At 45.0% G+C, this 2,200-nt stretch carries 1 protein-coding gene; it reads right to left on the minus strand.

The genetic code is table 11. From position 1 onward, the window contains the following. Window positions 1–204 precede the first annotated feature (204 nt). A complete protein-coding gene (locus KDX37_RS29035; RefSeq protein ID WP_231656612.1) occupies window positions 205–1,992 on the minus strand; it encodes an ATP-binding protein in 1,788 nt (595 codons plus the stop codon). Between the last annotated feature and the right edge of the window lie 208 nt (window positions 1,993–2,200).

The raw sequence follows: 2,200 nt of genomic DNA on the forward strand, positions 1-2,200 counted from the left end.
ACAGCGCTTTGAAATACCGGTCGCCAAGAGAATTTAGGCGCTTGGCAGCAGCATCAATTTAACGGGGAGTTGGTGTCCGGTTTTGTAGGGGCAAGTCCAATTACGAAGCCTTGCTGCCGTGGAACTGCGAACCTCGACTTCACAGCTAAGCGCTTTACCTATCTTTTGCCAGGTGGGGTTTATGGAGCGCTTACCATCTAGTCTCTAACGACAGCGTTCCATGATGGCTCTAAACCAACCAAGTATTTCGCTTTGCGGATCTTGCTCAGCTAAGCGCTCCATCGTCATGTGTTTAGCTGTATTCTTGTTCAACCTCCGCTTGGCCGTTCGATCGTTTACTCCCATGGCTTTCCCTACTAAAGTAGGCACATCACAGGTGTCCGTGAACTGTATCCCTATATTTAGGCTTTCTTGGATCGCATCAACATGCAGATAATTTTCTGCTTCACGTTTGGTAGTGATAAACGCAACAGAGCCATCGTTTCGTGCGTTTACTGCATCGGCGGTAGCTTGATACTTCGGCGGGGTATTTGTGTCTCGATCATATATATGAACCTCGGGCTTGCCGATATTTTTTAGGTAGTGCCCATTAACCCAGTCCCGAAGCGTATCTCCACCTAAGGGTAGCATTACTATTCGTGGATCATTATCGAAATCGGGTACAACGATTCCTTCAGAAGCAAGTGATGACGAAAGATTTTTGAAAAAAGCGATATCGTTGGGACCCTCTACACATACAATAACCTGTGCTCTACTGTCAGGTAATACGCCCAGGTCTTTAGCAATAGATCGATACATTCCGTCTGAGCTGGAGTTTATTGTTATTTCGCCCTGATGATCTCTATAAATGTGCCTCAGGGTCGCAACTGGAAGCTGTTCTGCAAGTGCTGGTACGTGTGTAGTAATTATTATCTGGCAACCCTTTTTCTCCGCCATCTCTGAAAATGCTTCAACAAGTAATCTCTGCTTGTCAGGGTGCTGTGATGTTTCTGGCTCTTCAATTGCATAGATGACTCCCCGGTCTTGGTACTCCCGTTTTATTCTTTCTGCTTCAGCCTTGAAAAAGCTAATCAGGACTAAGCGTCTTACTCCGCTTCCTCGTTTGTTAATCGGAATGTTATCTTCGCCCGCAAGGGATAATTTAAATATTCCCTCCCACTTGGGGTCAGCTTTAAATTCAGGCGTTAATGATAGGGCAAGTTCCGGGTCGAGGTCACTAAGGTGGCTGAGTGTGTTGTTGGCAACAGCAAGCGCCCTGTCTCTTACCTGGTCTTTAACGGCTTCAAGCTGAGGTGCAATATCTTCGAGCGCCTGAGAAATTGCTACTTTCATGGGGTCTTGAACTTCAGACTCTTCGTCAGTGCTCGGTCTGTCAGCTCTAAAAAGAGCGAAGTGTGGAAGGTGGTTCTGGATTTTTTCTAATATTTCTTTTCCATCTTCTTTGTTAAGCGATACGTTTTGTTCCTTTAGTTTGAGATCTCCAGTTGCTTTGTAAATTGCTGATCTAAGGCTGACATTGGATCTGTTGTCTTCGGCTTGGATGTTCAGTGATTGAGCCAAGGATTTGAGCTCTTCATTTTTTTTAAGTAAAATTCCTTTTGTGTTTTTGGCTGACGGATGCAAGCATGTAGCCACAACAACCCCAGCACCTTTGCCCTTGCTGAATACCCTCGATAGAGAAAGTGTGCCCTCCGCTGTCAGCAGATACTCTTCTGTCAAGCTTGTTGTAGAGGTAGCATCTAACACAAGCTCGTTTGGCAGGTCGTCGAAGGTGCAGGTTATTACAACATCTTCGTTCTCGCCAGCATATACGCACTTGTCTCCAGGTTCGAATTTGCATAACTTGTGCCCGAAAAATATCCCTAAAGCATCTAATATGGTTGTTTTCCCAACGTCGTTTCGACCAATTAACGCGGTCATATCGCCAAAGATTATTTCTTTTTGTTCTTGGTATGAGCGGAAGTTTTTGATTTTTAACGATTTTAATCTCATAACTATTCCATGTCTGTTGAGTTGCTAATGATCGTTACGACAAACTTACCGAGCAAGTTTTCCTTTGTGAGGGTAGCTAAGTGCCACTTTTCTGTCGAGGTAAGAGCGTCGTAACCGTCCGGCGAAGTCACCTACCCGATCCCTGCAATAAGGACGATGTTCTCCACTTAAAAAATATGTGGACACCATCGCCCTTATCATCGGGATT

Origin of the sequence: Pseudomonas californiensis, from assembly GCF_021147775.1 — a bacterium.
GTDB classification, from domain to species: domain Bacteria; phylum Pseudomonadota; class Gammaproteobacteria; order Pseudomonadales; family Pseudomonadaceae; genus Aquipseudomonas; species Aquipseudomonas californiensis.

Bases quoted from the DNA above. Each gene is read 5' to 3' on its own strand.
- KDX37_RS29035 (WP_231656612.1), bottom strand. From the start codon at position 1,992: ATGAGATTAAAATCGTTAAAAATCAAAAACTTCCGCTCATACCAAGAA.